The 15,561-nt window shown below is 72.1% G+C and carries 14 protein-coding genes; 5 read left to right on the plus strand and 9 right to left on the minus strand.

The genetic code is table 11. The features are described 5' to 3' along the window. Window positions 1–402 precede the first annotated feature (402 nt). Window positions 403–1,734 (minus strand): M20 family metallopeptidase, encoded by a 1,332-nt coding sequence (locus tag ACOJVX_RS25370; protein WP_026417905.1) that lies wholly within the window; start codon window positions 1,732–1,734, stop codon window positions 403–405. Between the two features lie 180 nt (window positions 1,735–1,914). Here ACOJVX_RS25370 and ACOJVX_RS25375 point away from each other — a divergent pair, with 180 nt between their 5' ends. Further along, complete coding sequence (locus ACOJVX_RS25375) at window positions 1,915–2,166, plus strand: lipopolysaccharide assembly protein LapA domain-containing protein (protein WP_051313573.1); 252 nt, start codon at window positions 1,915–1,917, stop codon at window positions 2,164–2,166. A 67-nt stretch (window positions 2,167–2,233) separates the two neighbouring features. Here ACOJVX_RS25375 and ACOJVX_RS25380 read toward each other — a convergent pair whose 3' ends face one another. The 6 genes from ACOJVX_RS25380 to ACOJVX_RS25405 form a co-directional block, all read right to left on the minus strand. Further along, the gene (locus ACOJVX_RS25380) at window positions 2,234–3,019 is read right to left on the minus strand and encodes an amino acid ABC transporter ATP-binding protein (RefSeq protein ID WP_372492983.1); all 786 of its coding nucleotides are present in this window, start codon (window positions 3,017–3,019) and stop codon (window positions 2,234–2,236) included. Beyond that, on the minus strand, window positions 3,016–3,816 hold the full coding sequence (locus ACOJVX_RS25385) for an amino acid ABC transporter permease (RefSeq protein ID WP_026417902.1): 801 nt from the start codon (window positions 3,814–3,816) through the stop codon (window positions 3,016–3,018). Before ACOJVX_RS25385 ends, ACOJVX_RS25380 begins: the two co-directional genes overlap by 4 nt. Window positions 3,817–3,994: 178 nt before the next feature. After that, window positions 3,995–4,936 carry a transporter substrate-binding domain-containing protein gene (locus ACOJVX_RS25390; RefSeq protein ID WP_245588715.1) on the minus strand — a complete coding sequence of 314 codons (942 nt, stop codon included), beginning with the start codon at window positions 4,934–4,936 and terminating at the stop codon, window positions 3,995–3,997. Between the two features lie 91 nt (window positions 4,937–5,027). Continuing rightward, a complete protein-coding gene (locus tag ACOJVX_RS25395) occupies window positions 5,028–5,864 on the minus strand; it encodes a transporter substrate-binding domain-containing protein (RefSeq protein ID WP_026417901.1) in 837 nt (278 codons plus the stop codon). A gap of 263 nt (window positions 5,865–6,127) precedes the next feature. Further along, on the minus strand, window positions 6,128–6,961 hold the full coding sequence (locus ACOJVX_RS25400; protein ID WP_026417900.1) for an ABC transporter substrate-binding protein: 834 nt from the start codon (window positions 6,959–6,961) through the stop codon (window positions 6,128–6,130). A gap of 205 nt (window positions 6,962–7,166) precedes the next feature. Next, window positions 7,167–8,621 carry a M20/M25/M40 family metallo-hydrolase gene (locus ACOJVX_RS25405; protein WP_030106407.1) on the minus strand — a complete coding sequence of 485 codons (1,455 nt, stop codon included), beginning with the start codon at window positions 8,619–8,621 and terminating at the stop codon, window positions 7,167–7,169. A 348-nt stretch (window positions 8,622–8,969) separates the two neighbouring features. Here ACOJVX_RS25405 and pdhA point away from each other — a divergent pair, with 348 nt between their 5' ends. The 3 genes from pdhA to ACOJVX_RS25420 are packed head-to-tail and all read left to right on the plus strand — an operon-like array spanning window position 8,970 to window position 12,630. Further along, complete coding sequence (pdhA, locus tag ACOJVX_RS25410) at window positions 8,970–10,214, plus strand: pyruvate dehydrogenase (acetyl-transferring) E1 component subunit alpha (RefSeq protein WP_081895367.1); 1,245 nt, start codon at window positions 8,970–8,972, stop codon at window positions 10,212–10,214. Next, a complete protein-coding gene (locus tag ACOJVX_RS25415) occupies window positions 10,214–11,254 on the plus strand; it encodes an alpha-ketoacid dehydrogenase subunit beta (RefSeq protein WP_030106404.1) in 1,041 nt (346 codons plus the stop codon). The genes pdhA and ACOJVX_RS25415 overlap by 1 nt, the downstream gene beginning before the upstream one ends. A gap of 8 nt (window positions 11,255–11,262) precedes the next feature. Further along, window positions 11,263–12,630, plus strand: a complete 1,368-nt coding sequence (locus tag ACOJVX_RS25420; RefSeq protein ID WP_030106403.1) for a dihydrolipoamide acetyltransferase family protein — start codon at window positions 11,263–11,265, stop codon at window positions 12,628–12,630. A gap of 164 nt (window positions 12,631–12,794) precedes the next feature. Here ACOJVX_RS25420 and ACOJVX_RS25425 read toward each other — a convergent pair whose 3' ends face one another. Beyond that, complete coding sequence (locus ACOJVX_RS25425) at window positions 12,795–13,415, minus strand: SIMPL domain-containing protein (RefSeq protein WP_035275418.1); 621 nt, start codon at window positions 13,413–13,415, stop codon at window positions 12,795–12,797. Between the two features lie 359 nt (window positions 13,416–13,774). On the opposite strand from ACOJVX_RS25425, the gene ACOJVX_RS25430 reads away from it, so the two are divergent. Next, window positions 13,775–13,924: a hypothetical protein gene (locus tag ACOJVX_RS25430; RefSeq protein ID WP_169731680.1), complete on the plus strand. Its 150-nt coding sequence runs from the start codon at window positions 13,775–13,777 to the stop codon at window positions 13,922–13,924. 759 nt (window positions 13,925–14,683) lie between these two features. On the opposite strand, the gene ACOJVX_RS25435 is transcribed toward ACOJVX_RS25430, so the two are convergent. Next, window positions 14,684–15,373 (minus strand): SDR family oxidoreductase, encoded by a 690-nt coding sequence (locus tag ACOJVX_RS25435; protein WP_418154771.1) that lies wholly within the window; start codon window positions 15,371–15,373, stop codon window positions 14,684–14,686. Window positions 15,374–15,561: the final 188 nt, after the last annotated feature.

A 15,561-nucleotide genomic window follows, 5' to 3' on the forward strand; every position in this document is an offset into this window, starting at 1 on the left:
CAGGGGTCCAGGCGGGGGGCCGGGGGCCTGGCGCGGCCCCCGACCGAACCTCCGCGCCCACCGGGGGGCCCACCGGGGCACGGCGGCGAACCACCGGGAGCACGGGGCGGTCGGAGCGGCGGGGGACGCCGGGCGACGCGAGGCCGCCGAGGCCCGTCCCCACGCCGCCCAGGTCCGAGTCCCCGAACCGACGCGGGCACCCGGGGAACCACCACGGCCGGGCCGGGCGCGCACCAGGCCCCGAACGCGGGCGTTCCGCCAGGCGCCCCACGGGACGACGTCAGGACCGGGCCGTTCCGGTGCCCGGGCCGAGGGCGGGTCGGTCCGGCCCGTTCGGACCGCGACCGCCCCCGGCGGCGCGCCCCCACGGTAGGAGGGGGGCCGCCGGTGTCCCCCAACCGGTCAGTCGAAGAACCGAGGAACGTCCAACGGGCCGCCGGCCGCCGCGAACTCCTCCTGGACCGCCGCGCGCAGCTCGTCGTCGGCGAGGTAGTCGACCGCCGTCATCGCGAGCCCGAAGGCGCCGTCGAGCACCGCCCGGTCCCCCGAAGGGCCAGCGGCGGCCTCCGCGAACTCCACGGTGTGCATCGAGATCGCCGGGTGGCCGATCGCGATCATGGGGTGGATCGCCGGCACCCGGAAGCTGAGGTTGCCCAGGTCGGTCGACCCGGTGAGGGAGGAGGGCACCACGTTCGGGGGCAGCGACCGTCGCCCCCGGCTCTCCTGGTGCGTCGCCCAGCGCCGGGCGAGGGCCTCGTTGAAGCGGATCGGCAGGTAGGGCGGCCGCTCGTCCCAGCGGAGTTCGACACCGCAGCCATGTGCCAGCGCCGCTCCCTGCGCGACCGCCGCCACCCGGCCCGCCAGGTCGCGCAGCGTCTCGGGTCGGGCGGACCGCAGGTAGAAGCGGAGTGCCGCCCGGTCCGGCACGACGTTGGGCCGGGCTCCACCGTCGGTGAAGACGCCGTGCGCGCGGTCGCTGTCGGGCAGGTGCTGCCGCAACGCGGCCACCCCCTGGTAGGCGGCCACGGCGGCGTCCAGCGCGTTCCGCCCCATGAAGGGCTGGGCGGACGCGTGCGCCGCCACTCCGTGGAAGACCATCTCCAGCTGACGACGCCCCAGGAAGGGGTGCATCGCCACGTCGTGGGAGAACGGGTGCAGCATCACCACGGCGTCGACGTCGTCGAGGACGCCGGCCCGTGCCAGGAACTCCTTGCCGCCGCCCCCCTCCTCGGCGGGCGTGCCCAGCAGCGAGACCCGGCCGCCGGTGCGCGCCACCGCCGGGGCGGCGGCGAGGAACGCGCCGACCGCGCTGGAGCAGATGATGTTGTGCCCACAGCCGTGCCCGATCCCGGGGAGGGCGTCGTACTCCGCGAGGACGGCGATGTGCGGGCCGCCGGTGCCCGAGGTCGCCAGCACCGCGGTGTCCAGCCCGCCGACACCGACGGTCACCTCGTGCCCGGCCGCGCGGACCAGCTCGGCGACGACGCCAGCGGACCGGTGCTCCTCGAAGCCCTCCTCGGGGTGGGCGTGGAGGTCGTGGCTGAGCGCCAGCAACGCGTCCTCGTGCCGCCCCAGCTCCGCGCCCACGAGCTGACCGACCTCGGTGTCCGCGCCGGCGAAGGGCGACGTCAGGGGTTCCGCCGCCGCGACGGCCCGCGCGGTCGCCTCGTTCAGCGCGCGCAGGTAGGTGTCGTCGGGGGGAACCGGAGCTGGGGAGGGGGTGGCTGCTGTCACGGCAGGCACCCTAACCCGAGTGCCACGCGTCCCAGCAGCCCGCGAGGCGCCGCCACCGTGGGCGGTCGGCCGCCCGCCGATCAGCCCGGCCTCGGCCCTGGCACGGCGCTGGCCGGCCCTCCGGTCCAGGCGTAGCGTCGGACGCACCAGGCCCCGTCCGACCCGGATCCGGGAGGCGTGATGCGGTGGTCAGAGCGGACCGGCCCGACCCGGCCGGCGGAGGACCAGGACCGCGCTCGACGTCGGTCGTTGACCCGCCTGGTGGTGGGCCTCCTCCTCGGCGTGCTCGCGGTCGTCTTCATCGTGCAGAACCGCGACGAGGTGGCGATCCGGCTGCTCGTCCCGGTCGTCGACCTCCCGTTGTGGACCGCGCTGGCCGGCGTGCTGGTGCTGGGGATGCTGATCGGAGCGCTCTGGGTGTACCGCCGCTGACCCCGGATCACCACTCGGCACCGGAGCCGGTGGGGGTGTCGGACCGGTGACACCCCCACCGTTCCGGTCACCCGGTCGGGTCGCTCGGCCCGTGGTGGGTGGGGTCGAGCACCCTGCTGAGGAAGGTGCGGGTCCGTTCGTGGCTGGGTGCCCCGATGACGTCGGCCGGATCGCCCTGTTCGATGATCCCGCCGCCGTCCATGAAGACGACCTGGTCGGCGACCTCACGGGCGAACTGCATCTCGTGGGTGACCACGAGCATCGTCATGCCCTCCTCGGCCAGCTGCCGCATCACGCCGAGGACGTCGCCGACCAGCTCGGGGTCCAGCGCCGAGGTGGGCTCGTCGAACAGCATCACCTCGGGGTCCATCGACAGCGCCCTGGCGATCGCCGCCCGCTGCTGCTGCCCACCGGAGAGCTGCGCCGGCATCGAGTGTTCCTTGTCGGTCAGCCCCACCCTGGCGAGGTTGCGCCGGGCGACCTCCTCGGCCTGTTCCTTCGACCGGCGGAGCACCTTGCGCTGGGCGACCGTCAGGTTCTCCAGGACCGACAGGTGCGCGAAGAGGTTGAACGACTGGAACACCATGCCGATCCGCACCCGCGCGGCGTCGATGTCGCAGTCCGGGTCGGTCAGCTCGACCCCGTTGACCACCACGCTGCCGCTCGAGGGCTCCTCGAGGAGGTTGACGCAGCGCAGCAGGGTCGACTTCCCGGAGCCGGAGGGTCCGATGACGCAGACGACCTGCCCGCGCCTGACCTGGAGGTCGACCCCCTTGAGGACCTGGAGCGAACCGAAGCTCTTGTGCAGACCGGAGATCTCGACCACCGGTCGTGTGGTGTCGCTCATGCTCATTCCCTCCCTGGTCCCGTCTTCGCGCCCTTGCCGAACCGCCGCTCCAGGCGCCGGGACAGGTAGGACAGCGGAAGGGTGATCATGAGGTAGCAGAAGCCGGCCACCACGATCGGGGTCAGACTGCGGTCGGTGTTCAGGGCGTTGCGGGCGAACTGGGTCAGCTCGTGCTGCGCGAGCGTGCTGCCGAGGATGAAGGCCAGCGACGAGTCCTTGGTCAGCAGGATCAGCTCGTTGGTGAGCGGGGGCAGGATGATCCGGAAGGCCTGCGGGATCACCACGGTGATCATCGTCCTCGCCGGGCTCATCCCCAACGAACGCGCCGCCTCGACCTGCCCCTTGGGCACCGCCTGGATACCGGCGCGGATCGTCTCCGCGATGTAGGCGCCACCGACGAGCCCCAACGCCAGCATGATCGAGATGCTGCGGTCCAGGTTGAGTCCGAAGGCGTAACCGACCCCGACACCCAACGCGAGGAACACCAGCAGCGCCGGGAGCCCACGGAAGAACTCGATGTAGAGGGTGGCGATCCAGCGGTAGGGACCGACCGAGGACAGCCTCATCAGCGCGATCACCAGACCGAACGCGAGGGCGAACGCGAAGCCCATCGCGGTGTAGGTGATCGTGTTGACCAGGGCCACCGTCATGACCTCGGGGAACTGGTTGACGATGACGGCGGGGTCGAAGAAGGCCCGTCCAAGGCTGTCCCAGTCAGCGGCGAGAACGAGCACCAGCAACGCGACCACGAGGATGCCGTACTGGATGCCGCGGAAGAGCCGCGCCCGCTGTCGCTTGCTCATCCGTCGTCGGGGAGGCGCCGTGGGCGCCGGGGTTCGTCGGCCGGGTTCACCGGGCGGTTCCTGGTCCCGGTGCTGGGTGTCGCCCAGCTCGGTGTCACGCGACATGTGGTCAGTTCTCCAGAAGGTGCCGGGTAGGCGGCGGGGCCGGCGTCCACACGCCGGCCCCGGTCACGACGGGTCAGCTCTCGGGGTCCTCGGAGAGGGCGGGCGCGTCGGCGCTCTCGGAGGCGCCCGACGCCTCGGACTCGTCGGCGGCCTCGGACTCGTCGCTGGCCTCCTCGTCCTCGTCCACCGTGGCGTCGGTGCCGACGCCCTCCGGCGCCACGCCGAACCACTTCACGTAGATCTCCTCGTAGCGGCCGTCCTCCCTGGCCGCCTGGAGCACCTCGTTGATCCGCTCCCGCAGCGCGTCGTTGTCCTTGCGGACCCCGATGCCGTACTGCTCGTTCGTCTCGATGTCGGCGACCACGGCGAAGGTGTCGTTCTCGTTCGCCGCGTCGTACAGGACGCCGTTGTCGTTGATCCCCGCGTCGACCTCACCGGTCTCGACGGCCGCCAGCAGCAGCGGCAGGTCGTCGTAGCTGCGGATCTCGGTGCCGTCGGCCAGTTCCGCCTCGGCCCAGTCCTTGCCGGTGGTGTCGTTCTGCACTCCGACCGAGCCACCCGCGAGGTCGTCGACCCCGGTGATGCCCGAGTCGGCGGTCGTGATCAGCGCCTGCCTGGCGTCGAAGTACGGGTCGGAGAAGTCGAAGTTCTCCGACCGCGCGTCGGTGATGGTCATCCCGGCCGCGGCCACGTCGCACTCCCCGGTGTCCAGGGCCGCGCCGGAGGTGATGGTGTCGAAGGAGATGTCGACGATCTGCTGCTCGAGCCCCAGGTCCTCGGCCACCAGATCGACGAGATCCACGTCGAAACCGACGACCTCGCCACCCTCGTTGAACTGGAAGGGCCGGTACGACAGGTGGGTGCAGGTCTTGAGCGCTCCCTCCTCGACGATGGGGACGCCATCCACCTCGACGCCCTGCTCACCGCCGCCGCACCCGGCGAGCACCAGGGCGAGGGCGGGGACCAGGGCTACCGGGGCGAGGGCTCCGCTCCGCTGTCCGCTACGACGACGCAATGTACTTTTCCTCGATTTCATCCGGTTGTGCCGATGGACTGGACGCACCGTAGACGGTGACGGCACGCCTGGGCGAGCGGCGCCGCCCAGGTCACCACTGGTTCGGTGTCACGCCGAACCACTTCCGGTGCAGTTCCTCGTACCGCCCGTCCTGGCGGATGCCCGCCAGGACCTCGTTCGCGACGGTGAGGAGTTCGGTGTTCCCCCTGCGCACGGCGAACCCGTACTGCTCGCCGGTGTCGATCTCGACCTTCACCGAGGTGTTCCGGTGGCTCCTGGCGAAGTGGTAGAGGGGTCCGTTGTCGGCGAGTGCGGCGTCGATCTCGCCGGCGCGCAGGGCCTGGGTCAGCGCGGGCAGGTCGCGGTAGGTGTGGATCGTGGGCGCGGCGTCGTGTTCGGTCGCGTACCGTCCTGCGTAGTCGGCGCCGGTGGTGTTCTCCTGGACTCCGAGTCTCCCCCCGCCGTGCAGGTCGTCGAGGCCGGCGATCGTGGAGTCCCAGTCGGCGAGCAGGGCCTGGTTGGCGTTGAAGTAGGGGACGCCGAAGTCGAGGACCTCCGCGCGTTCCTCGGTGATGGTCATGCCCGCGAAGGCGATGTCGCAGGTCCCGTCCTCGAGGGCCGCTCCGCTGGTGATGCGGTCGAAGGGGACGTCGACGACACGCTGCTCCAGCCCCAACCTGTCGGCCACCAGATCTCCGAGGTCGACGTCGAACCCGACGATGTCCCCGGTGTCGCCGTCCAGGGACTGGAACGGCTCGTAGGGAAGGTGTGTGCAGGTCAGCAGCGTGCCGGCGTCGACGAGGGTGACCGCCGGCGAGCTGGGCGTGGCGGCGTCGAGCGTCTGCCCCGGTTGCCCGCACGCGGCGAGCGCGGCGAGGGAGGATGCCACGAGGGCGATCGCGGACAGGCGACGCGTGTGCTCTGCCAAGGCGTACTCCCGAACACTTCCCGATTAACGGCGCCCTGCATCTTCGCACCGAACGGCGGAAAAATAAATAACCATCGGATGAACAATGGTGACGCGGAGTACGGATATCACGACCGACACCAAGAATGTAACCCCGAAAGGAGTAATCGAGCGTTTTCTTGCCACGAACGCGCGGGCCGGCCGGAAACCCTCGTCCGGCACGGTGTGGTCACATTGGCGCGTCGAGGCCGCGTCCGGGCACCCGGCGCCCGAGGTCCCCCCGGTCAGAGCTGGTTCGGCGTGACGCCCAGCCAGGTCCGGTGCAGTTCGACGTGCCTCCCGTCGGCGCGCATCGCCGCCAGCACCTCGTTCGCCACGTCCAGCAGGGCGGTGTTCCCCCGGCGCACCGCGAACCCGTACTGCTCACCGGTGTCGATCTGCACCTTCACCGAGGTGTCCCGGTAGACCCGCGCGAACCCGTAGAGCGGGCCGTTGTCGGAGAGCACGGCGTCGACCAGGCCCGAGCGCACCGCCGAGGTGAGTTCCGTCTGGTCGGGGAACCGCACCAGCTCCACCAGCGAACCGTTGCGCTCGTTGTGGTCGACGGCGTACGCCTCGCCGGTGGTGCCCTCCTTGACACCGAGCCGACGCCCGTGCAGATCCGCCATACCGGTGATCTCCTCGTGCACGCCCGCGAGCAGGGCCTGGCTCGAGTTGAAGTAGGGCTCGCCGAAGTCGACGTCCCGCGCCCGTTCCTCGGTGATGGTGACCCCGCTGATCGCGATGTCGCAGACGCCGTCGTCGAGGTCGGCCCCACTGGTGATCCGGGCGAAGGAGGTCTCGACGATCTCCTGCTCCACCCCGAGTTCCTCGGCGATGAACCCACCCAGGTCGATGTCGAAGCCGACGATCTCCCCGGAGTCGGGGTCGCGGAACTCGAAGGGTTCGAAGGGCAGCCGGACACACGTGGAGAGCGTGCCCGGCCGCACCAGCTCGACCCGGGGGTCCGCACCACCCACCGCGCTCCCGCCGTCCACCGGCTCCCCGCCGCACCCCGCGACGAGCAGAGCCGGGACGGCCAGCAGGACGAACGCGCGACGGAGCGACGACCGCGACACGGAGACCCCCACACACTTGTCCGGGCGAAAACGTGCGCATCCTCGCACCCGGAAGCGCGATCTGAGAACAGTTGACGCGAAACCGTGTTCTCCGTTTCCCGACCGGTCACCTTCCGTCGCCGGAGGTATCACTCACGCGAGCCACAAGGAATGATCTTGTCGGAATTCCCGAGCTTCTCCGTGAGCGGTTTTCGACCGCCGGACATCACCCCCGGGCGTGTGCCGCGAGGACCATCGCCACCGCCGTCGTCACCCGCGCCGCGTAGGCCAGGTGCAGCGACTCGTCGGGGACGTGCGCGTTGCTGCCGGGGCCCAGCGCTCCGGTCACCACGAACTGCGCGGACGGGTAGGCGTCCTGGAGCAGTCCCATGAACGGGATCGACCCGCCCAGTCCCAGCGTCAGCCACGGGGCCCCGAACACCTCCGCGCCGGCCCGGTCCAGGGCCGAGCGCAGCCAGGGCGCCAGGTCGGGCGCGTTCCAGCCGGGGCCGCACTCCGTCCGGCTCAGCTCGACGGACGCCCCGTAGGGCACGTCCGAGGTGAGGGCGGCGCTCACGGCCGCCAGCGCGGCCTCGGGGTCGGCGGTCGGCGGCAGGCGGAAGCTCAGCGCCAGCGTGGTCTGGGGCCGCAGCACGTTGCCCGCCTCCGCCGGGGTGGGCAGCCCGTCGCCGCCGATCACGGACAGGGTGGGGCGCCACGTGTTGTTGAGCGCCTGCTCCAGCGGGTCGTCCACCACCGGCCGCACCCCCTCGGGCAGGGGGACGTTGTCGAGGACCAGCGTGGGAACGGCGTCCAGGGCGGCCCTGGTCTCGGCGACCCGGTCGGCTGGGACCTCCACCACCAGCTCGGGCAGCAGGACCTCCCCCGTGGCCGAGTCCTCGAGCCTGTCGAGGAGCTGCCGGAGCACGCGGAACGAGCTCGGGGCGACCCCGCTCGCCAGCCCCGAGTGCTGACCGGCGTCGAGCACGCGGACGGTGACGGTGACCTGCGCCATCCCGCGCAGCGAGGTGGTCAGCCACAGCCGCTCGTAGTCACCGGCCCCGGAGTCCAGGCACACCACCAGCTCGACCTCGCCGAGCTCGGGGCGGAGGTGCTCCAGGTAGGCGGGCAGGTCCGGCGAACCGGACTCCTCCCCCGTCTCCAGCAGCACGACCGCCCGGCCGTGGTCGGCGCCCAGCTCACGGACCGCCTCGAGCGCCGCGACCGCGGCGTACCCGGCGTAGCCGTCGTCCGCCGCCCCCCGCCCGTACAGGCGGCCGTCCCTGAGCACCGGGGTCCAGGGCCCCAGGCCCTCCGACCAGCCGCCGACCGGCGGCTGCTTGTCCAGGTGGCCGTAGAGCAGGACCGTCCCCCGGTCCACGGCCGCCTCGGTGGGCGCGACGTCGATGAGGAGCACCGGTGTGCGCCCAGGCAGCCGCACGGTGCGGACGGTGGCTTCCGCCGCGATCGGGCGCTGGGCGAGCCACGCCCTGACGTGGTCGATGGCGGCGTCGAGCTGGCCGTTCGCCTCCCAGTCCTCGTCGAAGACCGGGGAGAGGGCGGGGATGGCGACCAGCTCGGACAGGCTGGGCACGACGTCCTCGGTCCACCGGCGTTCGACGGCCTCGGAGAGGGCCTTGGTGGACGGGGTGGAGGCGGGGCGCGGGGTTGTCTCAGGCACGTGCCAGATCCTCGGCCCCGGTACCGGTACCACGCAAGGGCCACCGCGGCCGGCCGGAGCACCGGGGCCGTTCCCGCAGGTAGGACGAGGTCCGTCTGTCGGAACCCCGCTTAGTCGGAGCACGCGTAGTCGGAACCACTCTTAGTAGGAACCACGATCTCTTAGCCAGGAAAAAGAGCTGTGTTCGGGCTCACGGTCCGGGCTCGCGCCATGCCAATATGGCGGAAGCGATCCGTCAGCGCCGACGATCGGCATCCCGTCCCACCAGGGCGGTGATCTCGTCTGTCGGCGTACCCGCGCTCACGGCCACAAGCCAGGACGCGCGGCCCCACCTTGAGGGAGACACGTATGTCGTCGCCGGAGTACTGGACGAAACCCCAGCCGCCCGACGCGGCTGGGCCGGAGTCACCGTCAGGGAGTCCCCCAGCCGCCACAGCGGCCCGACCCACGGCGGAGCAAGTGATAGCCGGACTACGCGCCACCAGCGAAGGTGGCCCCGACCTCGTGCAGCTGCTGACCCCCGAGGGGGAGCGGGTGGCGCACCCCCACTTCGACATCGACATCACGCCCGACGAGCTGCGCGGGCTGTACCGGGACATGGTCCTGGTCCGTCGAGCCGACCGCGAGTCCAACGCGCTCCAGCGGCAGGGCCAGCTGGGCATCTGGGTCCCGCTGCTGGGCCAGGAAGCCGCGCAGATCGGCGCCGGCCGGGCGATGCGCCCCAGGGACATGGCCTTCCCCAGCTACCGGGAGCACGGAGTGGCCTGGTGCCGGGGCATCGACCCCACCGAGCTGCTCGGCATCTTCCGGGGCACCGACCACGGCAGCTGGGACCCGATGGCCACCCGCTTCCACCCCTACACGATCGTCATCGGCAACCAGTGCCTGAACGCGGTCGGCTACGCCATGGGCCAGCGGTTCGACGGTCGGATCGGTGACGGGCACGACAGCGCCGACGCCGAGGCCACCGTCGTCTTCTTCGGCGACGGCGCGACCAGCCAGGGCGACGTGAACGAGGCCTTCGTCTGGGGCGCCGTCTACGACGCCCCCGTCGTCTTCTTCTGCCAGAACAACCAGTGGGCCATCTCCGAACCGATGGAGCGGCAGAGCCGCATCCCCCTCTACCAGCGGGCCAGCGGCTACGGCTTCCCCGGGATCCGGGTTGACGGCAACGACGTGCTGGCCACGCTCGCCGTCACGCGGTGGGCGTTGGAGGAGTGCCGCAGCGGGAACGGGCCGGTCCTCATCGAGGCCTTCACCTACCGGATGGACGCCCACACGACCTCCGACGACCCCAGCCGCTACCGGCTGGCCGACGAACTGGAGGCGTGGAAGCTCAAGGACCCGATCGAGCGGGTCAAGGCGTACCTGCACCGCCAGCAGTGGGCGGACGGCGACTACTTCGCGGAGGTCGAGCGGGAGTCCGACGCGCTGGCGGCCCGCCTGCGGGAGTTCTGCCAACGGATGCCGGTCCCCTCCGCCGACCGCATGTTCTCCGAGGTGTACGCGAACGGCAGCAGCGCGGTCTCCGCCCAGCGCGACGAGTTCCTCACGTACCTGTCCCAGTTCGAGCAGACCGGAGGTGAGCGGTGATGACCGAGGTGGACGCCCGATCCCGTCCGCGCCCCGCCGACGGGTCCGACCCCGGGCAGGCCCCGAGCAGGGTGACGATCGGGAAGGCGCTGAACCTGGGTCTGCGCGCGGCGATGGAGCGCGACCCGAAGGTGATCCTCATGGGGGAGGACATCGGCCGGCTCGGCGGTGTCTTCCGGATCACCGACGGCCTCCAGAAGGACTTCGGTGAGCAGCGGGTGCTGGACACCCCGCTGGCCGAGTCCGGCATCGTCGGCGCCGCGATCGGCCTGGCGATCCGGGGCTACCGCCCGGTGTGCGAGATCCAGTTCGACGGCTTCATCTTCCCCGCCTTCGACCAGATCGTCAGCCAGCTGGCGAAGCTGAACTACCGCAGCCAGGGCCGCATCCGGATGCCGGTCGTCATCCGTGTTCCCTTCGGTGGTGGGATCGGCGCCGTCGAACACCACTCCGAGTCGCCCGAGTCGTACTTCGCCCACACCGCCGGGCTGAAGGTCGTCGCCTGTTCCAACCCGGTCGACGCCTACTGGATGATCCAGCAGGCCATCGAGTCCGACGAACCGGTGCTCTTCTTCGAGCCGAAGCGCCGGTACCACGAGAAGGCGGAGCTGGACCTCACCGCGACGCCCGTCCCGCTGCACTCCTCCCGGGTGCTGCGGCGGGGCGGCACGGCCACCATCGCCTGTTACGGGCCGATGGTGAAGACGTGCCTGGAGGCGGCCGAGTCCGCCGCCGAGCAGGAGGGGCACGACCTGGAGGTCATCGACCTCCGGACGCTCTCCCCCCTCGACCTGGAGCCGGTCCACGAGTCGGTGCGCCGCACCGGCCGGTTGGTGGTCGCCAGCGAGGCTCCCGGCGAGTCGTCCATCGCCTCCGAGATCGCGGCCAGGGTCCAGCAGGAGTGCTTCTACTCCCTGGAGGCACCCGTGGTCCGCGTCACCGGTTTCGACACCCCCTACCCGCCGAGCAAGCTGGAAGAGGAGTACCTGCCCGACCTGGACCGGGTGTTGCACGCCGTCGAGCAGTCGTTGGGCTGGTGAGGGAGAGCATGTCGCGCATCAAGCACTTCCCGCTGCCCGACACGGGCGAGGGCCTGACCGAGGCCGAGATCGTCAAGTGGCACGTCGGTCCCGGTGACACCGTCGAGGTCAACCAGACGATCGTCGAGATCGAGACGGTCAAGGCCGTCGTGGAACTGCCGTGCCCCTACGCGGGCACCGTCTCCGACCTCCTCGCCCCGGTCGGGCAGGTCGTCGAGGTCGGCGTGCCGATCATCGCGATCGACGTCGGTGGGGACGGGACCCCGTCGGAGGCGGACGGCTCCTCCTCCGACGCGGGGGACGGCCAGGAGTCGGACAACGGCAGGGTGGCCGCCCTCGTGGGTTACGGTGCCCGGACCGGGCCCGCTCGACGGCGGACCAGGAAGCAGGCCGCGCCTGCCCGACCGGAGCGGCCGGCAGCCTCCGCGTCGCCCGCCCCGGCGACCGCTCCGGCCCCGGACCCGGCGACCGCTCCGGCACCTCCCGAGGCGGAGCGGCGGACGGGCACCGTTCCGCTCGCGAAGCCGCCGGTGCGCAAGCTCGCCAAGGACCTGGGCGTCGACCTGCGCTCGCTGCGGGGCAGCGGGCCCGGCGGCGTGATCACCAGGGACGACGTGGAGAACGCCGTGGTCACCGAGCCCGAGGTGCCCACCTCGGGCGCCCCGTTCCAGCCCGAGGCCCCGGATCGGCGGGTCCCGGTGCGCGGGGTGCGGAAGGCGACCGCCCAGGCCATGGTGCGCAGCGCCTTCACCGCTCCCCATGTCACCGAGTTCCTCACCGTCGACGTGACGCCGATGATGGACCTGCGGGCCAGGCTGAGGAACCACCCGGACTTCCGGGACGTCAGGCTCACCCCGCTGGCCTTCGCCGCGAAGGCCGTGTGCCTCGCCGTGCGGCGCACCCCGGACGTGAACGCGGCCTGGGAGGAGGAGAGCGGCGAGATCGTCTACAAGTCCTCCGTGCACCTCGGTATCGCGGCGGCCACCCCGCGTGGCCTCGTCGTGCCGAAGGTCCGGGACGCGCACCGGCTGACGCTGCGCGAACTCGCGTCGGCGTTGGAGAACCTGGCCACGACGGCACGGGAGGGGAGGACGGCGCCGGCGGACATGTTGGGCGGCACCTTCACCATCACGAACGTGGGCGTGTTCGGGGTCGACACGGGAACGCCCATCATCAACCCCGGTGAGTCGGCGATCCTCGCGCTGGGTGCGATCCGCGACATGCCGTGGGTGGTGGACGGGCAGATCGTGCCCAGGAAGGTCTGCCAGCTGGCGCTGAGCTTCGACCACCGGGTGGTCGACGGGCAGCAGGGTTCCCAGTTCCTCGCCGACGTCGGCGCGCTGCTGGCCGACCCCGGGATGGCACTGACCTTCTGACCCCCCGGCCGGCAGGCAGGTCCGGGGAGCGGCGTGCCGCCGGGCGGCCCCACGAGGCCGCCCGGTGCGCTGTTCGCCGTGCGCCGCTCCCCGACATCCGGTCGGCGACCTCGCCGTTCCGGCTGCCCTCCGGCGAGCGGTGACGGGCCGACCCGGCTCGGGCGTCAGTCCAGCAGGGACCAGGTGGTGACGCAGCGGGCGGTGACCGTCACCTCCTGGGGCTCCAGGTTCAACTCGCGGACGTCCGGCGCCGCCCCGGAGCGGGCCGCCATCGGCGCGCCACCGTAGGCACCCCGTGGTTGCACCCGTTCCGCTTCCGCGTCGCTGATCCGCAGGAGGCTGCCCAGACGACGTCCCAGGGCGACCGCGTAGCCCTCCGCGCGGCGCCGCGCGTCGGCGACGGCGTTGTGCTGCGCCTCCCGCACGGCCTCGGCGTCCGAGGTCAGCTCCCAGTTCGGGCCGCTCAGGCTCTCGGGCTCCCGTGCGAGCAGTGCCGAGCTCAGCTCCTCCAGCGCTGCCGTGTCGGTGACCAGCAGCTGGTAGTGCTGCTCGGCCCGGCACCCGACCCGGCGGTTGCGTTCCCAGTTCGCGCGGACGGACAGCCGCCGGGAACGCACCGCCACTCCGGGACGGCGCAGCATCGCCTCGACATCACCGACCCGGCGTCCCAGCTCGTTGACCGCCGTGCTCCGGTCCTCCCCCGCCGCGGCGAAGGTGGCGACCAGCCACGCCCGATCGGCGATGCGGACGGCTTCTCCCGACCCGTGGGTCACTACCTCAGTCACGACATCCACCCAACCGTGGTCGCCGGCCGGGCGCAACGCTCCTGGCGGATGCCGGCGGCGGGGGTCGGGTGGGGTGACCGCCCGACGTAGGGGCGGCGGGGCCCTGGCTCCGGTGGCGACCGGGGCGGGCTCGCGCGACCCGCACCGCCCACTCGCCGACCGGTTCCCTGGCACGCGCACGGGACGCGCACCGGGCGGACGCTATTACCTGGGTATCGGTCGTCCGGCCCGGAACGTTAGCCACCGGACAATCTTCGGCATGTGGACCATGTCACCGACGAATCGGGTGAATCTTGGTCCGCGATGGGCAATAATAGGAATCGAACATCAAGTCAACACACAAAGAGGTCACGATCACCATGAACATCGCCGCCACCCTTCGAGCCCGCCGTGCCCGGAACCGTGGCCGCCGCGCGATCCAGCGCGCCATCGACAACGCCGCGAGCAGCCCGGCGCTGCGCGACGAGCTGTTGATGATCCAGCAGCGCCACGAGACGATCCAGCGCTGACCCCCCGAGACCACCCCCAACCAGTTCGGTGACGTGGCTCACAAAGTTTGTGGGTGTAACACGTTCGGGTGGTCTTACGATGAGCATTGTGACCCTGCGGTGCTGGCGGACCCCCGACCTGGCAGCACTGCGGGGTCTTCCAATTTCCAGGTCACCCTCCCGCTGACCAGCGGAACACTTCCCCCGCCCCGGTACGCACCGACTCCGAGGCGGGATGTCACCTCCACCGCGTTCGTGGAGGCCGACCGCCCCACGCCCCCTCCAGCCCGTACGGGCGGCACGTCACGCCCTCCACCCGGACGACGTCGGGCGCCGAGGACGCGGACGAACGACGCCGAGGGGACGCAAGGGTCACCTCCCCGGGCAGCCCTGGCCCCGCCCCCGGGTTCCCGGGCCAACGCCGGCACCTCGCGGTCCGCGCACGGGCAGGACCGCCATCGCCGCGGCCCACCCCGCGCTCGGCACCCCGCGCTCGCGGCGGGACGACCCCCGCGCGGGACGACACGGCGCCGGAGCCGTCCGGCCCGCTGGCACCGCCCCAACCGGTACGAGCCTCAACCGGCACCGCGCTCCCGACCACTCACCGCCGCCCGGTGAGGTGGCCCGGCTCCGGGCGGCGCTGGCCGAAGTCCACCCCCTCGGCGCGGGCGAGCACGACGTCGACCGAGGCGACCCCGCGCCCGGCCGGGACGCCGTCGCGGAGGCACCCCGAGCGACGACCCGGCCCCAACGGCCGGGGCCGCCGGACCCCCGCCCGGATCAGGCGGGGCGCAGCACGATCTCGGTCGTCAGCCCGTCAGCGGGTGTCGACAGCGCCTGGCCGACCGCCCTGGCCACCGTCTCCGGCCGCAGGTAGTGCTCCGGCACGTAGTCGGTCCCCTCGGCCGCCCGCACCTGGCGCTGCATGTCCGTGGCCACCCGCCCCGGGAAGACGGAGGTGACCCGGACGCCGTGCTCCCGCTCCTCGACCCCCAACGCGTCCGCGAAGGCGCGCAACGCGTGCTTGCTGGCCGCGTAGGAACCCCACCCCGGGTTCGGGGGCCGCAGCCCCGCTCCCGAGTTGACGAGCACCACGTGCCCCCCGGCCGCCCGCAACGCCGGAAGCAACAGCCTCGTCAGCTCCACGACGGCGATCACGTTGACCTCCATCGTCCGCCGCCAGACCTCACCACCCTGGTCGGAGATGGCACCGATCTCGGCGACTCCCGCGCTGTGCACCAGGACGTCGAGCCGGTCGATGCCGCGCACCGCGTCCGCCAGCGAGGCCGCATCGGTCAGCTCCACCGCGAACGGCTCCGCACCCTCCACGGAGGACACGGTCTCGTGGAGCGTCGGCGTGTCCCGGCCACCGAGCAACAGCCGGTGCGTCGGCGCCAACTCCCGGGCGACGGCGGCACCCACCCCTCGGGAGGCGCCGGTGATCAGGGCTAGGGGACGAGAGGAAGTCATGGCCCCGACCGTATTCGTCCCACGGCCGACCCGTCCGACCGAGTCCGGGGTCCCGGTGTCACTCCCGCGCCTCGTCCGGCCGACCCGACCAGACGGGGGCCGTCCCGCACCCGTCGCGACGGCCAGCCAGACGGGGCCGGGCTGGTGGGGTGGGGGCGCCCCCGCCCCGAACCGGGGGCGCCCCGGCT

The organism is Actinoalloteichus caeruleus (genome assembly GCF_049311605.1).
GTDB classification, from domain to species: domain Bacteria; phylum Actinomycetota; class Actinomycetes; order Mycobacteriales; family Pseudonocardiaceae; genus Actinoalloteichus_B; species Actinoalloteichus_B caeruleus.